The following is an 18,749-nucleotide window of genomic DNA, read 5'->3' as shown; positions in this document are numbered from 1 at the left end:
CGCGACGACCCTACGCACACACCTTGACCGCGCCGAACGGATCTTGGTCGCGTGTCGACATCGCGGACAACACGGTGGCCGAGGGCTGGACAATGTCGCTATGGCAGCCCGTCGAGGAGGCGTACCGCCTGGTGAGGTTCCCCCGGGAAGCTGCACGGCACGACGACCATGCCGTCCACCCGATACGAACCGCTCGCGATCGCGGCACCTTGATCCTGCGAGTTGTGCACCACGGCAGCCAAGGCTTCGACCTCACGCGCCGAGACCGCACCTTCCTGCGCCAGGGTCGCTCGTGCCCAACGGCTCATCACCAGATGCGTCTCCACGTCGAGATCGCGCAGCGCCTGCAGCACACGGATCCCCAGCACGGTCCCGGTTGCCCCGGTCATCGCGACGATCAGCCGCATTGCACACCTCCGGCCAGCCAGTCAGTGCGTGACGAGATCGTCCCAACGCCAGGTCGAGGCCAGGCAGGACCGCACTCGACCGCTCCCAAATGGAGAGGCCAAGAATTCTCAGCATGCGGGGTGCCAGGTTCCCGGCGGACCGGCCCGGGGCGTGGCGGAATGCGGCGGCAAGGTGTTCGAGGGACTCGGTGACATCAGCCACGGCCCGGCCGGGTGCGAGCAGCTCCGCGACCGGTCAAGCACATTGGTGTCAGCGCGCGGCGTGTTCGGGTTGATCTTGATCTTCGAGGAGGAGTCGGGGAACGCGTCGATGGCGGCGCGGACAGTCCGTCCGCCGGTGCCGATCGCGGCTCGTCCGGTAACGGGTTTGTCAGCACCGCCTTCTTCGTTTCGAGCGACCTATTGGATGACGTGCCCGAGTCGCGTACGGCGGGCGCGGATCTCGTCCTGGTGGTGGTCGAGCACGGCTGATCGCCAGGGATCGGCCGTCATTGTCGCGATGGTGGCGCGGACCGGTCCGCTCACCCAGGTCTCGAGCGGCATCGGCGAGCCCACGCTCACGCGTCCTCTCGTCGTCCGGATGTCGACCGACCTCGGAGTTCGGCCGACATCTGCTCCACGCGGTCGCCAGGCGAGGCATGGAACGCTGACCTGCGGTGCGCCGGTTCAGACATCCCCTCACCTGACCGTCCAGTAAATCTATGTCGGCGGGGGTAGACATTCAACGGCAGGGGCGTGTAGTCTTCTCCTTGTTCGGAGAGAGACAAACGTCAGATGGCGCGGGAGATGACGTAACTGCCCGCGAAAAGACAAGCGAGACCGCCACGCGGGACGGAGCCGATCACGGAAGGGGTTCCGGCTGGTGGCGAACCCGGGGCCGGGTAGTGAAGACGAAGCAGTAGCGGCCCTGGTGCAGCAGACGCGGATGAGCACGAGTATCCGCGCGCAGTGATGTCAGTTCGCAGTATGCAGTGAAGAAGATGGCGGATGTGGGGCCGAGCAGCACAAGGCCCCACATTCCCCAAGCGACATCAGGCGTGCTGGGACCGATCTAGGTAAGGGGTTCCAGCCGGTGATGATCGCAGCGGTACCGAGTAAGAGAGAAACACAGGAAAGAAGGGATAGGGCACATCATTGGATCGCCCGCCGCGGCTGGGCACTAGCGCCGCGCGGGTACCGCAGTCCCATCAGATTGGAAGGTGGTTCTCGGTTACGACTCAGCGATCCCCGCACGGTCCGCTTTGTGACCGGATGCGGGTACAACAGTCCGGCATGCATGCCGGTCGGCAATGATGAAACCCAAACCCCTGGGACCCCGGGTGCCTGTACGGCACCCGGGGTCCCTTGTGATGTGGAGGTGGAATGATCCCTGACCAACACGACCCGGCCGTGACCGGTGGCGGAGCGGACAAATTCGACGACGAGGACTACCCCGCCTACACCATGGGCCGCGCCGCGGACATGCTCGGCGCGACTCAGAACTTCTTGCGCAGCCTGGACGAAGCCGGCCTGATCCAGCCGCAACGCTCCGCCGGCGGGCACCGGCGTTACTCCCGCCGCCAGTTGCGGATCGCCGCCAGGGTGCGGGAGCTGGTCGACCAGGGCACCGCCGTCGACGCGGCATGCCGCATCGTGTCCCTCGAAGACCAGCTACACGAAGCCCAGCAGCGGAATTCCAGTCCACAGCGCGCAGACTGACACCGTGGGTGTGCCGCCCTCACCGGCGGTACGCCCGTAACGGTTTGAGGAGAATTTGTCTGATCTCGCCGGAGTGAACTCACCAGTTCCGAGACCGCGGGCCGGACGCCCGCCGACTCTGGCTTCCGCGTGTTGAACGTTTCCGGTTTCCGGTCAGAGACCGCGAGCGTGGTCTGCGGCACGCAACGGTGCGCCGAGCTGGTGCAGGTGGCCGAGGACTTGCCGGTAGGAGTGCAGCAGACCGGTCTGGACGTAAGGGATCTCGTGGCGTCGGCAGTAGCGTTCCACGATCGGCTGAGCGCGGCGCAGGTGCGGGCGGGGCATATTCGGGAAGAGATGATGCTCGATCTGATAGTTCAGCCCGCCGAGCACGAAGTCGGCGACCCTCCCGCCGCGGACATTGCGTGAGGTCAGCACTTGCCGGTGCAGGAAGTCGACCGGCCGCCCGGTCATTGTGGGCATCCCCTTGTGGTTCGGCGCGAACGAACAGCCCATGTAGACACCCCAAAGAGCTTGGTGCACCACGACGAACGTGACCGCGAGACCGGGTGAGAGCACGAGAAACACCGCGGTGAGGTAACCCGCGAAGTGCGCGGTCAGCAAGACGCCTTCCAGGCGGCGCATCTTCGTCTCACCGCGCCACACAGCCCGAATCCCGGAGATGTGCAGGTTGAGCCCTTCGAGGGTGAGCAACGGGAAGAACAGGAACGCCTGGTTTTTGGCCATCCAGCGGAGAAAGCCCTGTTTTATGCGGACTTGCCGGCTGGTGAAGGCCAGCGCCGGGATGTCGAGGTCGGGGTCGTGTTCCTCGTGGTTCGGGTTGGCGTGGTGACGGTTGTGCCCGTCGATCCACCACTGGTAGCTCATCCCGACCAGGCCGCCGTGCACGACACCGACCGCGTCGTTGGGGCGCCGGGTCCGGAAGATCTGCTTGTGCCCGGCATCGTGGCCGACGAACGCCAGCTGCGCGAACACCACGGCCAGCAGGGCCGCGATCAGTAACTGCCACCACGTGTCGCCCAGGAAGGCGAACCCGACCCACGCTCCGGCGAACACCGCCAGGTTCGCGGTGATCACCGCGACGTAATAACCGTGGCGGCGGCGCAGGAGCCCCGCTTCACGAACTTCGGCGAGCAGACTGCCGTACCCCGGCGCGCGGTCGTTCACCAGCGCAACGTCGCAGACGCTCCGGCGGCAGAGGAGGAAAACCGCACGCCACGGGTACGGCGCTGATCGGCGTCGGAGAGCGTACGTCCGGCGGCATGCGAGACGGGATGGCTGAACAGCACCGGCGAGACCGGGGCACGGGCGCTGCGGGAACGTACAGGTGTGCGCAACAAAAGAAACTCCTTGGAAAGTGCCGGGCACGTGAACACGGCCAGCGGTGACACATGAGCGCCGAAACGGCAGCGTCGAGTGTGTGTCGGTGCGCCTCCGGTAGGCAGAGGCTTGGTCGCAGGTCGGACAGCGTCGTCAAGGGTCCTCGTGACCCAGGGTCGACGAGCGCGGCGCGCCTGCCGGTTCCGACCGTACGCGCATCGGCGGGCCACGTCGAGCACGGGGGTGTGCAGGCCCTCGCTTGACGGCCCGCACGCCCGTGTGCTCCACTGCATGTGGTTGAAGATTTTTGTGCTCGTTGTTTCCGACGCCGCAGAGGTTTTTGGCGAGCGTCGTCTCGGTGCCCTTTTCCGGCTTCCTTGGTTTCACGCTCGCAGCCCGGCCGCCTCGCCCGAGGCTGTGCCGCATGTTCGACGCGACAAGGAAAAACTATATGTCTGAAGGCACTGTGAAGTGGTTCAACTCCGAAAAGGGCTTCGGATTCATCGCTCCCGACGACGGCAGCAGCGACGTGTTCGTCCACTACTCGGAAATCACCGGCGGCGGTTTCCGCAGCCTCGACGAGAACGCCCGAGTGCAGTTCGATGTCGGCCAAGGCAACCGCGGCCCGCAGGCCACGGCGGTGTCGGTCCTCTGACCACCACCACGCCCGGCGGGCGTCCACGTCGCCGTGGACGCCCGGCGGCGCCCGCCCGCCCACCCGCTTCTCCACAACGTTCGCCCGTCCGGGTTTCGAGGTGCCGACCGTGACCTCATCCCCCGTCCCGCCGTGCGAAGGACCTGCGGCGCAACTCGCCTCCTGCCGCACCCGTCACCTGCGCGAGCACCAGCAACGCCGCGTCCGCGCAGCACGCACGGTCACCCGCATGGCGCACGATCCCCAGGACGAGAACCTCTTGTTGTCCATTCTGGACCTCAAGCCCACCGCCGGCGCCACGACGCCGAACCTGGAGACCGCGCTGGCGGGCTACGTCCGCCAAGTGGCCGAACAGGTCGGCGTCCCCCTCGATGCGGTGACACACGAAGTGACCGACACCGCCACCGCCTACCTCGGGCTCACCTCCGGCACCGCCGACCGTCCGCACCGCGACCTGATGCTCGTCTGGGACGAACGACTCGGCTGGTCCGTCGCGATCGAACCGCGCGGCAACGACCAACCACCCGAGATCTGCCACCTCCGCGACCACATCGCACCGCCACCCGGCACCGTCGCGCAGTTCGTCACCGACGTCCTCGACGGACACCGCGGCGGCCAACTCAGCCCCGTGCCTCCCCAGCTCGACCGGGCGACCCTGGCAGCACACATGAGCGCACTCCCGCGCAGTCTCTCGATCACCGATTCGAGGGCATCCGGGGTCCGGCGGCTCCCTCCCGGCAGGCAGTTTCAGTTCCTCGCGGAGCGACAATCTTCGCGATTTCCTGGATAGCGATCGGCTTACCCGCGTCAGCCGCATCACCATTCACGACCACGTGATCCAGATCGGTTCCCAACGACACGACATTCGGCTCCGCCTGCCAAGCTCCGCACCCCTGTTTTCAACCCGTTCGCTCGGACGGCAATGCCAGCCATCGACCCCCTGCGCGAACGAGGCGGCCGCGCCTGCGCACTCGCGGCCGTGGTCCGCGTCGTGGATTCGTTGTTGTGCACGGGCTTTCTCGATGCGCTCGCGAACGCCCGGGGCGTAGACCAGCCATGTCGAGCTTGTCGCGCATGCTGACAGCGACCTGGGAGAACGCGCCTGTTTGGTCAGCGCGGTCTCGCGGTCGGCCTTGAGCGCGTTGATGTGCTCCTCGATCGCAGGAAGGTATGAGGGTCTGGCCGGTAGAACCCGCGGCCGGCGCACGCCCTAGTAGAGCGCCTTGCCGCCGTCGAGGCGGATGACGGTACCGGTCAGGTAGGGCGAGCACGTCGACAAGAACAGCAGGGTCTCGGCGACATCGTCGGCGTCGCCGTTGCGGAATTCGTAGCGGGTGCCGACACGGTAGGTGTCGCCTTCCACCAACGGCTCGCCGCGGTAGCGCCGCAGGGCGTCGTTCGTTCCGTCGTCAGAGCGGAAGAACTGCGTCGGGGCGACGGCGTTGCACTGTACTGCCGGTGACAGCGCCACGGCGAGCTGCTCCATCAGCCGGATCAGCGCCGTCTTGGACAGGCTGTGCGGGATCAGGTTGGGCCATGCCTCGTTGGTCGAGTTGCCCACCAGCGCGATGATCCGGCCGTGGCCCTGTTTCCGCATGACTTTCGCAGCCTCCTGGCTGAGAAAGAAGGGGCCCCTGATGTTGATGCCGAACGCGGCGTCGAAGTCGTCCTCGGTGACGTCCTCGAACTCCTTCGCCCGAAGCGAGCTCGCGTTGTGGATCAGCACGCTGAGGTCACCTCGCCAGGCCAATGTCCGGTCCACCAGCGACCGCGCCTGCGCCGTGTCCGAGACGTCCGCCTCGATCGCGATCGCGTCGCCGCCCGCGGAGCGGATCAGTTCGACGGTCTCCTCCGCGAGCTCCGGCTGCTTCCAGTGGTTCACGGCGACCGCTGCCCCGGCTGCCGCGAACCTACGCGCGAACTCGCGGCCGGCACGCTCGGCAGCGCCGGTGATGAGGACTGTCCTGCCGTCGAGTCTCGGGTACATGTGGTTTCCCTTCTCGGCACTCGGATGGCGCACGTGGACTGGGTTCAGATCTCCTGGACGCCGGCTTTCCACACGGCGCGCGTGAGCGGCACCGCCGGGCGGTACGCGAGGTGGGTGACCGAAGGCGCATCGAGCACCTGGAGGTCCGCTCGCGCGCCGGCCCGGAGGACGCCGACAGCCGGCTGCGGTACGCCGTGCGGATCACGCCATCCGTCCGTGTGCACGCCGAGTGCGATCGCACCGCCCAGCGTCGCCGCGCGGACCGCCTCCCGCACGGACATCCCCATCTGCAGCACCGCGGTGGCCACGCAGAACGCCATCGAGGTGGTGAACGAGGTGCCCGGATTGCAGTTCGACGCGATCGCGACGACGGCGCCTGCGTCGAGCAGCCGCCGGGCGGGCGCGAGCGGCATCTTGGTCGACAGGTCGCAGGCCGGGAGCACCGTGGCGACCGTGCCTCGCGTGCCACCCGCCCAGGAGGAGGCGAGCGCATCGACGTCGTGCTCGGTGAGGAAGCCGAGATGGTCCACACTGAGGGCCTCGTACTCCACCGCGAGCCGCACGCCCGGCCCGTGCCCGAGCTGATTGCCGTGGAGCCGGCGCGCAAGACCGTGCTCTCGTGCGGTTTCGAGGACCAGCCGCGTCGCCGCTTCGTCAAAGGCGCCAGTCTCGCAGAATGCGTCCACCGCCGATGCCAGAGGTGCGACGGCGTCGAGCATCGGGCCGGTGACGAGCTCGAGATAGCCGGCCGGGTCCTGGTCCTCGGGTACGACGTGGGCACCGAGGAAAGTCACGGCATCGGCGTGCCGGCGCGCCACGTGTGCGGCCCGCACCTCGTCGGCCACGGTAAGCCCGTAACCGGTCTTGGTCTCGATCGTCGTCGTCCCACCGCGGCGCGCCTCGGCGACGAGCCGCGTGATGTTCGCTTCGAGATCCTCGTCGCTCGCGGCGCGAGTGGCCTCAACGGTGACATTGATACCCCCGGCCGAGTACGGGCGACCGGCCATGCGTGCCTCGAACTCGGCGGTGCGATCGCCCGCGAACACCATGTGGGTGTGGGAATCGACCCAGCCGGGAAGTACCGCTCGGTCGCCAAGCGCGATCCGCTGGTCCGCGGCCGGTGCGTTACCGGCCGCGCCCACCCAGGCGATTCGGCCGCCCTCCATCACCAGCGCGGCGTCGGTGACCCTGCCTCCGTTCGCCTCGTCGTTCGTCGTCAGCTCCGAGATGCCGTCGAGAAGGACGGACTCCTGCGCGCCCGTCATCCTCGCACCTGGTCTTCGCGCGGAGTGCGCAGCCGCGAGAACTGCGCCGTCGAGTAGGTGCGGTCACTGACCGGACTGTGGAACGGTCCGGCGGTGTGGTCACGTCCGTTCAGCTCGGTTTCGACGACGTACCGGAGCAGCTCGCCGACGATCGGTGCGGTTTTGAACTGCGTGCCCGACGTCGCCATCGCCACGAACAGACCGTCGTAACAGGTGCGGTCATAGATCGGCAGCCAGTCCTCGGCGGCGTCGTAGAGCCCGACGACACCCGTGCGGGCACGCGGTATGCCCAGGTCCGGGATGCGCCGGGCAAGCCGTAAGGTCGTCCGCTCCCAGGCGGCCGCCGTCACGAGCCGGTCGAACACGTCGGGATCTTGGATGACGGTCTGCTCGTCGGCGCGATCTCCGTTGCTGCCCACGAGGAACGCGTCGCCGCGTTCCGGCCGGAAGTTGATGTTGAGGTCGCCGTCCACGAGGTGCACGCCCTGCAGCGCGAGGTCCAGACCAGGGGGCGCCGGGACGTGGCCGAGTTCTTCGCGGATGCGCCGGGTGCGGACGCGGAAGTCGGAGGTCGCGCCGATGCCCCGGAGCAGGCTGTCGCTGTGCGGCCCGGCGACGACGAGCACGGCCCCGGCCCGCAGCGCGGTGCCGTCCGCGAGCGTCACACCCACCACACGGTCGCCGTCGACGTCGAAGCCGGCCACGGTGGCCGGCAGCCGCAGGCGCGCGCCCGCCCGGTGCGCGGCCCGCATCAGGTTGACCGCGGCGAGCGTCGGATCTCCCACGTAGCCCGACTGCGGCGTGTAGAGACCGCCGCCGAGAAACTCGGTGGGTTCCGCCCAGAACGCCTCGTCTTCGACGGACCGGGGCGGCCCGAACCGGTGAAAATCGAAGTACGGGAAATGGCCGCTCATGTCGTCCAGGGTCCACCGGTCGAAGGCGACCCCGGCGCCGCTCATCGCCAGGGCTGCCTGGTCGGTGAATCCGTTGCCCGCGTCCAGGATGAGCGAACCGCACCGCACGAACCGGGCGAGGTCCTCCGACTCGTCCGCGCCGAGGAACTCCCGCCAGTCGCGCCACACCGCCAGCGCGTCGTCGGCGAGTGCCGAACTCTGCGCGTCGCTGGCGTGCACGCGGATGATCCCGGCTGACGCACCCGTGGATCCGTCGCCGATGCCGCTGTTGCGATCGATCACGAGCACGTCGTGGCCCGACTTCGCCAGCGCCAGTGCGGCACTGGCGCCGATCACGCCCGCGCCGACGATCAGTATGTCACTTCGGTTCTCCGCCCCGCCGGCCATGGGTCACAGTCCCCAACCGGCGTGGGGCCGATGCGCGCCCTTCTGCTTCACGAATGATTCACGGAGATCCGACACCCGGTCGCCCGCGAACGTGAGGAGGAAGTTGCCGGCCAGTGTGTGATCTTCCCCGCCGGATTTCAGGGTCGTCCACCACTCGACGCCAACGCGATCGCCCTCGATCACCGGGACTCCGTAGCGAAAGTCCACGTCTGCCACATCGGCGACCGCGACCTGCCAGAACCCTTCGATGGCGTCATGGCCGACGAAGGGTTCTTCGAGGAACGGGGTGTTCCGGTAGCTGGCGTCTTCGGTGAAGATCGCGGCAGCCCCCTTGGCGTCGCGTTCGCGCCAGACCCGCCCGAAGCTGTCCAACCATTCCTGCACGATGTCAGCTGAGACACTCATCGGATCTTCCTCACTGTCTTGTCGGCCCGTCGTCGCCGGCGCATCCGCGGCGGGACTCGTGGCGTGGATGACACCAGTCTATGCGAACTCGCCAGATTCGAATAGGATTATACAGACGGGCGTTGGCCGACGGAGAGGATGTAACTCGACATGGCACGCACTCGCGAGCGCCGGGACGAGGGGACTGACCAGTTCGACGACTTGTACTGGGAGCCCCGATCGGAGGTGATCGTCGAAGACGACGCGTTCCTCGAGAAGATCGTGGCCGGCGCGGAGCTGCCGGTCCTGCTGGCCGCGATCGCGGCCGTACTCCGCGACACCACCTTCCTGCCGGCGGACCTGATGCCCCCGCTGACTCCCATCGACACGGAGCCACATCCACACGGTGACATGACGGCGGATCAGCGGCAGAAGGCGGCCGCGCTCGCGCTGACGGGGCTGCGGCGGATACGCGAGCAGAAGATCGATTCCGTCGCGATGCTGCCGGACTCGACCGTGCGCGAGATCCTCGGCTATCTCACGGGTGGTCGCGACGAGTGGGCCGACATGCTCACGCACGAGCTCGACATCGCGGAGCGCAAGGGCGGACGGCCTGGCTGGCACTTCGACGGAGTGGCGCGGGGGCGCGCGTTCTCGACGCTCATCATCGGCGCGGGAGTCGGCGGCATCGCGGCGGCCTACCGGTACGCGCAGGCCGGTGTCCCCTTCGTCCTCGTCGAGGCCGGCACGACCGTGGGCGGGACGTGGGCGAAGAACACCTATCCTGGTGTCCGTCTCGACACGCCGACCTTCGGCTACTCCTACTCCTTCGCCCAGCGGGGCGACTGGCCCCATCAGTTCGCTCGAGGCGGCGAGATCCTCGACTACCTTCGCGACGTCGCCGACCGTGCCGGGATCACGAACGAGATCGAGTTCTCGACCCGCCTCGTGCGCCTGCGATGGGACGAGCAAGCACGGCTGTGGGAGGCCACGACGCGCGGCGCCGACGGGACCGAGCAGCTGCGGCGGTTCTCCGCCGTCGTCAGTGCGCTGGGGCAGCTGGACCGGCCGAACATCCCGGAGATCGCCGGTGCGCAGCTGTATCGCGGCGCGGCCATGCACACCCAGGAGTGGGACCACGACGTCGACATCACGGGCAAGCGGGTGGCCGTCATCGGTACCGGCGCGAGCGCGTATCAGGTCGTGCCGGCGATTGTCGGCGAGGTGGACTCGCTCGTCATCTTCCAGCGCAGCGCGCCTTGGATGCTGCCGGCACCCAACTACCACCACCGCGTCACGGACGCCTTCACCTGGCTGCGGCGCAAGGTGCCGCATTACGTGCAGTGGTACCGGCTGTGGGTCATCCTCACTGGGATCCCGGGCAGAGCGCACACGGTGACGGCTCAGGAGAACTGGGCGGGCGCCCCCGCGAGCGTCTCCCCGAAGAACCAGGAGCTGAGGGAGTACCTCACCGCCCGCGTCGAGGAGCAACTGGAAGGCAGACCCGACCTTCTCGAACGAGCGATTCCGAGCTATCCGCCGGGCGCGAAGCGAATGCTCCGTGACAACAAGGTGTGGGCCGCCGCGTTGCGGTCGGCGAAGACGACGCTCGTGACGGAGGGAATCGAACGGTTCACCGAGACGGGCATCGTCGACGCGGCCGGCCAGGAACACGAGGTCGATGTCGTGGTGTATGCGACCGGTTTCAAGCCCTCCGACTATCTGGACGAAGTCGAGGTCATCGGTCGCGACGGCCGCGAGATCCACGATTTCTGGGATGGCGACGCACGCGCTTACAACGGCATCACCGTCCCGGGGTTCCCCAACTTCTTCCTCGTCTACGGCCCCAATGTCGGTGGCGTCGTCGCGGGAAGCCTGCATTTCATGCTCGAACGCGCCGTGGAGTATTCGTTGTCGGCGGTTCACGAGATCCTGAGCAGGGGGATCGCCGCGATCGATGTGCGCCCGGAGGCGCTCGACCGTTTCGTCGCGTGGGTGGACGAGGGCAATCGCAAAATGGCGTGGGGCCAACCCTACGTGCGTACGTGGTACCAGAACGGACATGGCCGGGTATCTCAGATCTGGCCGTACACCAACGTCGAGTACTGGGACATCACCGAGTCGGTCAACGAAGACGATTACGAATTCCTGTGAGACGGGATAATGGAATGGCACCAATCGAGCGGGCCCAGACCACGTTCGGTGGGCTGGAGACGAGTTACCTGGCCGCGGGAAACCGCGGCGCGCGACCGGTCGTGCTCCTGCACGACGGGGCGTGGGGCGGATCGGCGGAAGCAAGCTGGCGTGACGTGATCCCGATCCTGGCCACACGTTACCGAGTGCTCGCACCGGACCTGTACGGCTACGGGCGTTCCAGCAAAATGGTCCAGCTCGACGTCGCTCCCTACGAGTTCAGGCTGCGCCAGGTCGCCGGACTGCTCGACGCGGTGGGGCTGGGCGCGACATCCGCGCACCTCGTCGGGAACTCCTTCGGCGGAGCCATGGCCCTGCGCGCGCCGACACTGCCGTGGTGTGCGTGGCGCGTGCGGTCGGCCGTGTCGATCGCGGGGACCGGAGGCCCCTATCGCACGAAGGAATCATTGGTGTCGCTGTCGCATTTCGACGGCTCCAGGGCGGACATGCTGCGTATCGTCCGCCTTCTCACCGGTGATTTCGACGGTATCGACAGCCACGTCGATCTCCGGATGCGGGATGTGAGCAACCCCGGTCACTATCGAGCGGTCGCGGCGGCCGGGCTGGCCACGCCGTTCAGTGCGGCCGCCAGGGCCGCGGACAGGTATCCGGAGAACCTCCGGGACGTGAAGGTTCCGCTCGCGCTCGTCAGCGGCGTGCGGGACGACCTCGTCGAACGGGACTGGGCGCGGAAGATCGCCCGGCATGCGCCTTCCTCTTCCGTCCACGAGATCGGGGCGCGACATTCTCCCAACATCAGCGACCCCGAGACCACCGCGAGGTTGCTCCTGGAGATACTGGAGACGTTTGATCACCAGGCTCCTGAGCGCGGCGAAGCGCTGAGCCTCGAGGACAGCTCCATAGGAGGGCCGAGATGACGAGGAGTGCAAGCACCTCCTCAAACGACATCTACGACCGGCTGAGGAATGCCCGGCTCTCTCCGGCGCAGCGACGGATCGCGCGCTACATCGTCGACCATCGCGACGCGGCGGCGTTCCTGACGAGCGAGAGCATCGCGCAGCAGGTCGGCGTCAGTCAGCCGTCGGTATCCAGATTCGCCACGGCACTGGGCTACGCCAGGTTCTCCGACTTCAAACGCGCCCTGCAGAAGTGGGCGCGTTTGGAGATGTCCACGCTCGCGCCGGAGACCGTGGACGCGAGTCCCCTCGACGAGGCGATCAGCGCCGAGATCGCGAACCTGCAGTGGCTGGGCAATTCGGCCGGTCTCGGGGAACAGATCTCCCGAGTCGGCGCCGCCATCATGTCGTCGAAACCGCTTCCAGTCGTCGGGCTTCGAGTGTCCCGCTCGTTCGCGGAGCACTTCGCCTATCTCGGCGCGAAGGTCCATTCCGAAATCTCCGTGATCGACCGGGGAGACACCCAGGCGAAAGAGATTCTCGCCCGGGCACACGGCCAGGGTGCTACCTGGTGTCTGTTCTTCATTCTTCCCCGCTACCCCCGCGAGGCGTGCGAGCTCGTGCGCGACGCACGAAAGATCGGGCTGAAGGTCGCGGTGCTCAGCGACGAGTCGTTCGCGACGGTAGGGCACGAGGCCGACGAGCTCATCACGGTCCGGCTCGCCAGCGGTTTACTGTTCGACACTTCGGCCGCGGTCAACATCATGTCGAGCGCGTTGCTTCATGCGATGGCCGATTCCAGTCCCAGCAGTTCGCAGGACGGGCTCGAGCGCTTCGAGCGGCACGCTCTCGATCTCGACGTGTTCGAGGCCTGAAAGCCTCTCGATCGTCGACGGGATCGCCTCACTCGCCGTGCGACGCGGGCGCGGTACTCGTCGGGTCGTCGGAGACCCTGACGATGAGTTTGCCGAAGTTCTTGCCCTGAAGAAGCCCGAAGAACGCCTCGGCGGCGTTCTCGATGCCGTCGACGAAGTCCTCCCGGTACTTGAGGCTTCCGCCGGCAAGCCAGCCCGAGACGTCGCTTTGGAACCGCTCGTAGTGCGTCGCCACGAAATCTCGCTGGGTGAATCCTCGGACCAGCAGCCGCTTGGTGTTGATGGCGTTCATGAGCAACGGGAGCCGATCGGGCCCCGCCGGCGGGTTCGTCTGATTGTATTGCGAGATCAGACCGCAGACCGGGACGCGCGCGAAGTCGTTCAGGTGATCGAACACCGCGTCCCACACCGCACCGCCGACATTTTCGAAGTAGATGTCGATGCCGTGCGGGACAGCCGCGCTCAGATCGTCCGCGAAACCGGGTGAGCGATGGTCGATCGCGACATCGAAACCCAGTTCCTTCAGCCAGGTGACCTTCCTCGGCCCGCCCGCGATCCCGACAGTGCGCGCGCCGTGCAACCGCGCGATCTGCCCCACCATGGAGCCGACCGGCCCGGCCGCGGCCGCCACCACGAGTGTCTCGCCAGGGCGCGGGCGGCCGATCTCGGTGAGACCCACGTACGCGGCGAAGGCCGGCATCCCCAGCACGCCCAAGGCGGTCGAGATGGGCGCTTTGCCCGGGTCGATCCGGCGCAGCAGCCGGGCGTCCTCGACGGCATGCGTCTGCCACCCGCAATGCGCCAGCACGATGTCCCCGGGAGTGACCAGCGGGGAGGCCGATTCCAGCACTTCGCAGACCGTCCCCCCTTCCATGACCTCGCCGATCCCGACCGGCTTCGCGTACGACCTGCCGGCGTTCATCCGGCCGCGCATGTACGGGTCCAGGGACAGGTAGATCGTGCGCAACAGCGCCTGGCCCTCCTGCACGGCAGGCACTTTCCGCACTTCGAGGCGGAGGTTTCCGGGAACGGGCGCACCGCTTGGGCGGGAAGCGAGGACGACGGCCGTCGTGTGGGTCATGGCGAAACCATACGCGCAAGGTTGCCCCGACTGCATGGGGTGTATACGGTGACCGTGCTTGCTGAATGAATTTCTGCATTGGCGCGCGCTCACCGCGACGAAGTAGAGGAGACCGATCACCATGACCACCATCGCCATCAGCGGCGAGCGTTTGAGCCTCGACGCGCTCCGGCCTGTCTACCGGGGCCCCGTCAAGGTGGAGCTCACTCAACAGGCACTGGAAAACGTCCGGCGAGGACATCAGGTCATCCTCGACGCGATCGGCCGCGGAGATGTCGTGTACGGCGTGAACACCGGTTTCGGGAAGCTCGCGGACCGGCGGATCTCCCCCGGTGATCTCGCGGAGTTGCAGCGGCGGTCGGTGCTCTCACACATGGTCGGGGTGGGTGACCCACTGCCCGACGAGATCGTGCGCGCCATCCTCGTCGTCAAACTCATCGGACTCGCGAGGGGCCACTCCGGCGTCCGCACCGAGATCACGGAAATGCTGGCGGCGCTGATCAACGCCGACGTGCTGCCGGTCGTCCCCGCCCAGGGATCGGTGGGCGCGTCCGGAGACCTCGCACCGTTGGCACACCTGGCCGGCGCGTTGATCGGCGAGGGCCGGGTGCGGATCAATGGAGTCACATACACCGCCGCAGAGGGACTCGCCAAGGCCGGGATCACGCCGGTGGTGCTCGGCCCCAAGGAGGCCGTGGCCCTGCTCAACGGTGTTCAAGCCTCCACTGCCATTGCCCTGCGCGGGTTGTTCGGGGCCGAGGCGGTGTTCAACGCCGGACTCGCCGCGGGGGCACTCACCCTGGAAGCGACGGCGGGCCGGCAGGTGGTGCTCGACGACCGCATCCAGCAGATCCGCGGGCACGACGGGCAGATCCGCGTCGCGGGCGCCCTGCGGCGCCTGGTCGAAGACAGCCCGGTGCTCGGCATCGAGTTCGAGGGACGCCGCCTGCAGGACCCCTACTGCCTGCGTTGCCAGCCGCAGGTGATGGGCGCGGCACTCGACCTCCTCGCGTTCGCGGCGCGCACGATCGAACAGGAGATCAACGCGGTCTCCGACAACCCGCTGATGTTCCCCGACGACGGTGCCGTGCTCTCGGGCGGGAACTTCCACGGGCAGCCCATCGCCTACGCGGCGGACATCATCGCCATGGCGATCTGCGAGATCGGCTCCATCTCCGAACGTCGCCAGGCGATGCTGATGGACTCCTCCATGAGCGGGCTGGCGCCCTTCCTGGTGGAGAACGCGGGACTGAACTCGGGGTTCATCATGGCCCAGGTCACCAGCGCCGCGCTCGTCGCGGAGAACCGCGCCAAGGCGACCCCGTGCAGTGTGGACAGCATCCCCACCTCCGCGGGCCAGGAAGACCACGTGAGCATGGCCACCCACGCCTCCCTGCGACTGGGGCCGATGGTGCGCAATGCGGCCTACATCGTCGCGATCGAACTGTTGTGCGCCGCGCAGGGGCTGGACCTGCGCAATGAAGGCCGCGCGGCGCCCGCCAATCGCCCCACCTACGGGCTCGTCCGTGCCAATGCCGACTTCCTCGAAGACGACCGGATCATGGCGGGCGAGATGGAGGCCATCGCCGCGGAAGTCCTCGACGGGGTCTTCGTGGACATCAGCGGGGTGCCGCTCGGCGCGGTGAACTGAGGGGGCCGGTCGCACCGTCGTCACGACTGTGGCGGCATGCCGAAGGGGGTGGGCACACCGGGGTGCCCACCCCCTTCGGCATGTCCGCGGCCGTGGATGACCGGAAGGCGCCGCGCCGCACGGGCCGGCGCGAGGCCCTGGGTTACAGCCGCGAAACAGCTTGACGACGTGCGAAACCAGGGCTTGCCCAGCTGCATATCGATTGATACATTCACCGACACACATGAATAGTCTTGTTCAACACACCCGTCGTCCCCACCCGTATTAGGAGCCAGCGATGCCCAACTCCGGTGCGCTCGTAGCCACGTTCTCGTTAGTAGCCGCCACGGCACTGCTTGTTTCCGGCTGCGCGTCCGGGACCACGTCGCCCAGCGCGGACCAGACGCCCAGCGCCCAGGTCATTCCGGGATTGCACGACCAGCTTCCGCAGCAGGTTCGCGACTCGGGTGTGCTCATGGTCGCGACAGATCCTCAGTACCCGCCGTGCGACTTCACCAACGACTCCGGTCAGATCGACGGCTTCAACCACGATCTCCTGATGGCGATGGCCCCGCGGCTGGGGGTCAAGATCCAGCAGGAGGCGATCTCGTTCGACGGTCTGCTGCCCGGAGTCCAAAGTGGCCGCTTCACCGCTGCCATGGAATGCATCACCGACAACGTGGAGCGCGAGAAGACGGTCAAGTTCATCGACTACGCGTACGCGACGAAGAGTGTCCTCACCAGCTCGAAGAACAACAAGGGCATCACCAAGAACCCGCTGAGTGTCTGTGGCCTGCGCGCGGGCGTGCAAACCGGCACGGAGTTCGTCACCGACGTGGAGCTGTTCACGAAGAACTGCAAGACGGCGGGACGCGCACCGGTGCAGGTGACCAACTTCCCGTCCGCCGGCGACCAGAACACCGCCCTGCAGTCCGGCCGGATCGACTTCGCCGTGACCAACACCGCTACCGGAGCGTGGCAGGCGAAGGTGTCCAACAAAGCATTTGACGTCGTCCCCAACCCACTGCTGTCACGCACCTATGTCGGCATTGTCGTCGCGCCCGATGCCGACAGCACCGCTCAGGCGTTACTCGGTGCACTCAACGCGATGGTCAAGGACGGCACCTACGACAAGGTCATGGCGAAGTGGGACATCAAGGAGGACGGGCTGAACGAGCCCGGCATAAACCTGGCAACGACTCGTCCGCTGACGCTGCCGCAGCCGTGCGGAGCCTGCGGGTTCTGATCGAGGCGACGCCGACGACATCGGGCGTGGAGCGTTACCGATCGGAACAGTCCCTTCTATTCCTGCGCGACGCGTGATGCGGAGAGCGCCCGGTGGACCGTCGCGCATGTCCGGCCGCAGGTAATCGAGCGGCGTCCATGCCGTCTCGTCCGGCACTCGATCACCTGCTCACGAGACAACGAGAGGACGGTGCACCGTGGCCGATCCGACGGCGAACGCCGAGGTGAGAGACCCCCACGCAAAGCCCATTCCGCGCAGGCACACGAGTTACTGGATCAGCGGAGTGGTGGCGACCCTGCTGGCGGCGAGCATCGTCTACGGTTTCGCGACCAACGAAAACATGGGATGGCCCGTGTTCGCGCGGTACGCCTTTTCCGATCCCATCCTGCAAGGCATGTGGGTTACGATTGAGCTGTCGCTCATCTCCCAGGTTTTCGCGGTCCTCATCGGCTGCCTGCTGGCGCTGCTCGGCGAGTCCCGCAACCCGGTGTTCCGCACCCTCGTGCGAGCGTATGTGGGCCTTTTCCGCGGACTGCCGCTCCTGATTCTCCTGCTCATTTGCTTCAACGCGGCATTGTTCATCCCGCGAGTGGGCATCGGTGGGTTCAGCTGGGACACCAATACCCTCATCACCGGCTTCACAGCGGCGATCATCGGACTGTCACTTCATGAAGGCGCCTTCATGGTGGAGATCATCAGGGCGGGCTTCATGTCGGTTCCCGACGGTCAGCGAGAGGCGGCCCACAGTCTGGGGATGAAACGAGGACTCATCATGCGGACAATCGTGATCCCCCAGGCGATCAGGGTGATCATTCCGCCGACGGGCAACCAGTTCATCAGCCTCCTGAAGGCGAGCGCGCTCGTCGCCGTCATCGGTGGCGGCGATCTGCTCACGCGTGCCCAGCAGATCTACGGCTCCAACTTCCAGGTCATCCCACTGTTGATGGTGGCCGGCTTCTGGTACCTGGTGCTCGTCACGCTGGCGACCTTCGGCCAGCACTTCCTGGAGAAGAAGTACTCCCTGTCCGGAGGCCCCCAGAAGAATCCCGTCAAACCTCGTCTCGCGGAGGCGCCCGAATGAACCGGCAACCCCTCGTCACCATCCGCGACGTGGTCAAGCGTTTCGGCGATGTGGAGGTCCTCAAGGGGATCGATCTCGAGGTCATGCCCGGCGAAGTGCTCTGTCTCATCGGGCCTTCCGGGTCCGGCAAGAGCACCCTGCTTCGCTGCGTGAACTATCTCGAGCAGAGCGACAGCGGCTACATCCGCGTGGCGGACCAGTTCGCCGGCGCCGTCGTCAAGAACGGTGAGCTGCACGAGGCCAGTGAGTCGGAGATCGCCAGGTACCGCCAGCGCATCGGCATGGTGTTCCAGCACTTCAATCTCTTCCTTCACCTGACCGCGCTCGAGAACGTCACGATCGGGCTCGTCAAGGTCCGCCGCCTCGCCAAGAGCGACGCGGTCGAGCGAGCCAAGGCCGCCTTGGCGGACGTAGGACTCGAGCACCTGCAGAATTCCTACCCGCGTCACCTTTCGGGCGGACAGCAGCAGCGTGTGGCCATCGCCCGCGCGCTGGCCATGGAGCCCACGCTGATGTTGTTCGACGAGCCGACCAGCGCCCTGGACCCCGAACTGGTCGGTGAAGTGCTCTCGGTCATGCGCCGCGTGGCCGAGGGCGGCATGACGATGATCGCGGTCACCCACGAGATGCGGTTCGCTCGCGACGTCGCGGACCGCGTCGCGTTCATGGATCAGGGCCGGATCGCGGAGATCGCGCCGGCCAGGCAGCTCATCGATTCGCCGAGTTCCGAACGGACCAGGCACTTTCTCAATCACGTGAGGTGACGCCA

At 66.9% G+C, this 18,749-nt stretch carries 19 protein-coding genes; 10 read left to right on the top strand and 9 right to left on the bottom strand.

Features of this window, described 5'->3' with window-relative positions; all coding sequences use genetic code 11:
- Positions 1–98 precede the first annotated feature (98 nt).
- Positions 99–407, bottom strand: coding sequence for a flavoprotein (locus D5S19_RS02230; RefSeq protein ID WP_120021642.1), 309 nt, complete (start codon positions 405–407; stop codon positions 99–101).
- Between the two features lie 399 nt (positions 408–806).
- On the bottom strand, positions 807–968 hold the full coding sequence (locus D5S19_RS31885; RefSeq protein WP_158605471.1) for a hypothetical protein: 162 nt from the start codon (positions 966–968) through the stop codon (positions 807–809).
- A gap of 801 nt (positions 969–1,769) precedes the next feature.
- Between D5S19_RS31885 and D5S19_RS02225 the strand changes: the two genes are divergently transcribed.
- A complete protein-coding gene (locus tag D5S19_RS02225; RefSeq protein ID WP_120021641.1) occupies positions 1,770–2,105 on the top strand; it encodes a helix-turn-helix domain-containing protein in 336 nt (111 codons plus the stop codon).
- A 153-nt stretch (positions 2,106–2,258) separates the two neighbouring features.
- Here the strand turns inward: D5S19_RS02225 and D5S19_RS02220 are convergent, their stop codons facing one another.
- Both D5S19_RS02220 and D5S19_RS32275 read right to left on the bottom strand, forming a co-directional pair.
- Complete coding sequence (locus tag D5S19_RS02220; protein WP_120021663.1) at positions 2,259–3,275, bottom strand: fatty acid desaturase family protein; 1,017 nt, start codon at positions 3,273–3,275, stop codon at positions 2,259–2,261.
- Positions 3,269–3,442 (bottom strand): hypothetical protein, encoded by a 174-nt coding sequence (locus D5S19_RS32275; protein ID WP_199730287.1) that lies wholly within the window; start codon positions 3,440–3,442, stop codon positions 3,269–3,271. Before D5S19_RS32275 ends, D5S19_RS02220 begins: the two co-directional genes overlap by 7 nt.
- Before the next feature lie 434 nt (positions 3,443–3,876).
- Between D5S19_RS32275 and D5S19_RS02215 the strand changes: the two genes are divergently transcribed.
- A complete protein-coding gene (locus tag D5S19_RS02215; protein WP_120021640.1) occupies positions 3,877–4,080 on the top strand; it encodes a cold-shock protein in 204 nt (67 codons plus the stop codon).
- A 109-nt stretch (positions 4,081–4,189) separates the two neighbouring features.
- Positions 4,190–4,870, top strand: coding sequence for a DUF6292 family protein (locus D5S19_RS02210; protein WP_199730277.1), 681 nt, complete (start codon positions 4,190–4,192; stop codon positions 4,868–4,870).
- Between the two features lie 420 nt (positions 4,871–5,290).
- Here the strand turns inward: D5S19_RS02210 and D5S19_RS02205 are convergent, their stop codons facing one another.
- From D5S19_RS02205 to D5S19_RS02190, 4 genes are read right to left on the bottom strand one after another with little or no spacing between them, the layout of a single operon-like run.
- The gene (locus D5S19_RS02205) at positions 5,291–6,067 is read right to left on the bottom strand and encodes an SDR family NAD(P)-dependent oxidoreductase (protein WP_120021639.1); all 777 of its coding nucleotides are present in this window, start codon (positions 6,065–6,067) and stop codon (positions 5,291–5,293) included.
- A gap of 44 nt (positions 6,068–6,111) precedes the next feature.
- A complete protein-coding gene (hutI, locus tag D5S19_RS02200; RefSeq protein WP_120021638.1) occupies positions 6,112–7,332 on the bottom strand; it encodes an imidazolonepropionase in 1,221 nt (406 codons plus the stop codon).
- On the bottom strand, positions 7,329–8,633 hold the full coding sequence (locus tag D5S19_RS02195) for an NAD(P)/FAD-dependent oxidoreductase (RefSeq protein ID WP_120021637.1): 1,305 nt from the start codon (positions 8,631–8,633) through the stop codon (positions 7,329–7,331). Before D5S19_RS02195 ends, hutI begins: the two co-directional genes overlap by 4 nt.
- Before the next feature lie 3 nt (positions 8,634–8,636).
- On the bottom strand, positions 8,637–9,005 hold the full coding sequence (locus D5S19_RS02190) for a nuclear transport factor 2 family protein (protein WP_199730275.1): 369 nt from the start codon (positions 9,003–9,005) through the stop codon (positions 8,637–8,639).
- Positions 9,006–9,188: 183 nt separating this feature from the next.
- On the opposite strand from D5S19_RS02190, the gene D5S19_RS02185 reads away from it, so the two are divergent.
- Genes D5S19_RS02185 through D5S19_RS02175 form a run of 3 tightly spaced genes read left to right on the top strand, consistent with a single transcriptional unit; the run spans position 9,189 to position 12,942 of the window.
- On the top strand, positions 9,189–11,171 hold the full coding sequence (locus tag D5S19_RS02185; RefSeq protein ID WP_120021635.1) for a flavin-containing monooxygenase: 1,983 nt from the start codon (positions 9,189–9,191) through the stop codon (positions 11,169–11,171).
- A gap of 14 nt (positions 11,172–11,185) precedes the next feature.
- A complete protein-coding gene (locus D5S19_RS02180) occupies positions 11,186–12,088 on the top strand; it encodes an alpha/beta fold hydrolase (protein ID WP_120021634.1) in 903 nt (300 codons plus the stop codon).
- A complete protein-coding gene (locus D5S19_RS02175) occupies positions 12,085–12,942 on the top strand; it encodes a MurR/RpiR family transcriptional regulator (protein ID WP_120021633.1) in 858 nt (285 codons plus the stop codon). The genes D5S19_RS02180 and D5S19_RS02175 overlap by 4 nt, the downstream gene beginning before the upstream one ends.
- 28 nt (positions 12,943–12,970) lie before the next feature.
- Here the strand turns inward: D5S19_RS02175 and D5S19_RS02170 are convergent, their stop codons facing one another.
- On the bottom strand, positions 12,971–14,023 hold the full coding sequence (locus tag D5S19_RS02170; RefSeq protein WP_120021632.1) for an NADP-dependent oxidoreductase: 1,053 nt from the start codon (positions 14,021–14,023) through the stop codon (positions 12,971–12,973).
- A gap of 121 nt (positions 14,024–14,144) precedes the next feature.
- Here D5S19_RS02170 and hutH point away from each other — a divergent pair, with 121 nt between their 5' ends.
- The 4 genes from hutH to D5S19_RS02150 all read left to right on the top strand — a co-directional run bounded on the left by hutH (position 14,145) and on the right by D5S19_RS02150 (position 18,744).
- Positions 14,145–15,674: a histidine ammonia-lyase gene (gene hutH / locus D5S19_RS02165; protein ID WP_120021631.1), complete on the top strand. Its 1,530-nt coding sequence runs from the start codon at positions 14,145–14,147 to the stop codon at positions 15,672–15,674.
- A gap of 277 nt (positions 15,675–15,951) precedes the next feature.
- Positions 15,952–16,899, top strand: a complete 948-nt coding sequence (locus tag D5S19_RS02160; protein ID WP_120021630.1) for an ABC transporter substrate-binding protein — start codon at positions 15,952–15,954, stop codon at positions 16,897–16,899.
- Positions 16,900–17,095: 196 nt separating this feature from the next.
- Positions 17,096–17,980 carry an amino acid ABC transporter permease gene (locus D5S19_RS02155; protein WP_147397309.1) on the top strand — a complete coding sequence of 295 codons (885 nt, stop codon included), beginning with the start codon at positions 17,096–17,098 and terminating at the stop codon, positions 17,978–17,980.
- The gene (locus D5S19_RS02150) at positions 17,977–18,744 is read left to right on the top strand and encodes an amino acid ABC transporter ATP-binding protein (RefSeq protein ID WP_120021628.1); all 768 of its coding nucleotides are present in this window, start codon (positions 17,977–17,979) and stop codon (positions 18,742–18,744) included. Before D5S19_RS02155 ends, D5S19_RS02150 begins: the two co-directional genes overlap by 4 nt.
- The last annotated feature ends 5 nt before the right edge of the window (positions 18,745–18,749 follow it).

It is taken from the genome of Amycolatopsis panacis, assembly GCF_003600245.1.
Lineage (GTDB): Bacteria > Actinomycetota > Actinomycetes > Mycobacteriales > Pseudonocardiaceae > Amycolatopsis > Amycolatopsis sulphurea.
The sequence above is the reverse complement of the archived record's forward strand: the minus strand, read 5'-3'. Positions and strand labels throughout refer to the sequence as shown.

Bases quoted from the DNA above. Each gene is read 5' to 3' on its own strand.
- D5S19_RS02230 (WP_120021642.1), bottom strand. From the start codon at position 407: ATGCGGCTGATCGTCGCGATGACCGGGGCAACCGGGACCGTGCTGGGG.
- D5S19_RS02225 (WP_120021641.1), top strand. From the start codon at position 1,770: ATGATCCCTGACCAACACGACCCGGCCGTGACCGGTGGCGGAGCGGAC.
- D5S19_RS02215 (WP_120021640.1), top strand. From the start codon at position 3,877: ATGTCTGAAGGCACTGTGAAGTGGTTCAACTCCGAAAAGGGCTTCGGA.
- D5S19_RS02205 (WP_120021639.1), bottom strand. From the start codon at position 6,067: ATGTACCCGAGACTCGACGGCAGGACAGTCCTCATCACCGGCGCTGCC.
- hutI (WP_120021638.1), bottom strand. From the start codon at position 7,332: ATGACGGGCGCGCAGGAGTCCGTCCTTCTCGACGGCATCTCGGAGCTG.
- D5S19_RS02195 (WP_120021637.1), bottom strand. From the start codon at position 8,633: ATGGCCGGCGGGGCGGAGAACCGAAGTGACATACTGATCGTCGGCGCG.
- D5S19_RS02185 (WP_120021635.1), top strand. From the start codon at position 9,189: ATGGCACGCACTCGCGAGCGCCGGGACGAGGGGACTGACCAGTTCGAC.
- D5S19_RS02180 (WP_120021634.1), top strand. From the start codon at position 11,186: ATGGCACCAATCGAGCGGGCCCAGACCACGTTCGGTGGGCTGGAGACG.
- D5S19_RS02175 (WP_120021633.1), top strand. From the start codon at position 12,085: ATGACGAGGAGTGCAAGCACCTCCTCAAACGACATCTACGACCGGCTG.
- D5S19_RS02170 (WP_120021632.1), bottom strand. From the start codon at position 14,023: ATGACCCACACGACGGCCGTCGTCCTCGCTTCCCGCCCAAGCGGTGCG.
- hutH (WP_120021631.1), top strand. From the start codon at position 14,145: ATGACCACCATCGCCATCAGCGGCGAGCGTTTGAGCCTCGACGCGCTC.
- D5S19_RS02160 (WP_120021630.1), top strand. From the start codon at position 15,952: ATGCCCAACTCCGGTGCGCTCGTAGCCACGTTCTCGTTAGTAGCCGCC.
- D5S19_RS02150 (WP_120021628.1), top strand. From the start codon at position 17,977: ATGAACCGGCAACCCCTCGTCACCATCCGCGACGTGGTCAAGCGTTTC.